Genomic DNA, 861 nt, shown 5'->3' with positions numbered 1-861 from the left:
GCCAACCGCAACGTCGAAAAAGCGCAACGCGCCTACAACGAAGCTGGAATAGACAACGTCCAATTCGTCAACAGCACCACTCAGCTCGAAGACGCAATTGCATCCAACAACTATGCCATCACTGATGACGCCCTGCTATTGTGTCAAGCCGCAGGTATTGATGCCTTAATTGAAGTCACCGGTGCAATTGAATTTGGTGCCCATGTAGTCATGGAAGCGATCGCCCACCGCAAACACGTGATTCTGATGAACGCCGAACTCGACGGTACGATTGGTCCGATCCTCAAAGTGTATGCCGACAAAGCCGGAGTGATCTTAAGTGCCTGTGATGGCGACCAACCTGGTGTCGAGATGAATCTGTATCGGTTTGTGCAAAGCATCGGCTTGAAACCCTTGGTGTGTGGCAACATCAAAGGATTACAAGACCCCTATCGCAACCCGACGACTCAAGCTGGTTTTGCTCAACGCTGGGGACAAAACCCCACCATGGTGACAAGTTTTGCCGATGGCACGAAAATCTCGTTTGAACAGGCAATTGTTGCCAATGCCACAGGGATGAAGGTGGCACAGCGGGGCATGTTGGGTTATGACTTCACAGGTCATGTGGATGAGATGACTTCAATGTATGATGTGGACCAACTGCAAGAACTGGGTGGCATTGTTGATTACGTTGTTGGTGCAAAACCAGGTCCTGGGGTGTTTGTGTTTGCGACTCATGATGACCCCAAACAACGCCATTATCTCAATTTGTACAAGTTAGGTGAAGGTCCACTGTATAGCTTCTATACTCCTTATCACTTATGTCATTTTGAGGTGCCGCTGTCTGTGGCGCGGGCGGTGTTGTTTGGCGATCGCGTGCTT

At 49.9% G+C, this 861-nt stretch carries 1 protein-coding gene; it reads left to right on the top strand.

Translation table 11 applies throughout. The features are described from left to right. A partial coding sequence (locus CSQ79_RS26905) for an NAD(P)H-dependent oxidoreductase (RefSeq protein WP_099704165.1) occupies nt 1-861 on the top strand: 861 nt, incomplete at both ends.

The organism is Gloeocapsopsis sp. IPPAS B-1203 (genome assembly GCF_002749975.1).
Taxonomy (GTDB): domain Bacteria; phylum Cyanobacteriota; class Cyanobacteriia; order Cyanobacteriales; family Chroococcidiopsidaceae; genus Gloeocapsopsis.
Note: the sequence above shows the minus strand (reverse complement) of the source record. Positions and strands in the feature narration are given on the sequence as shown.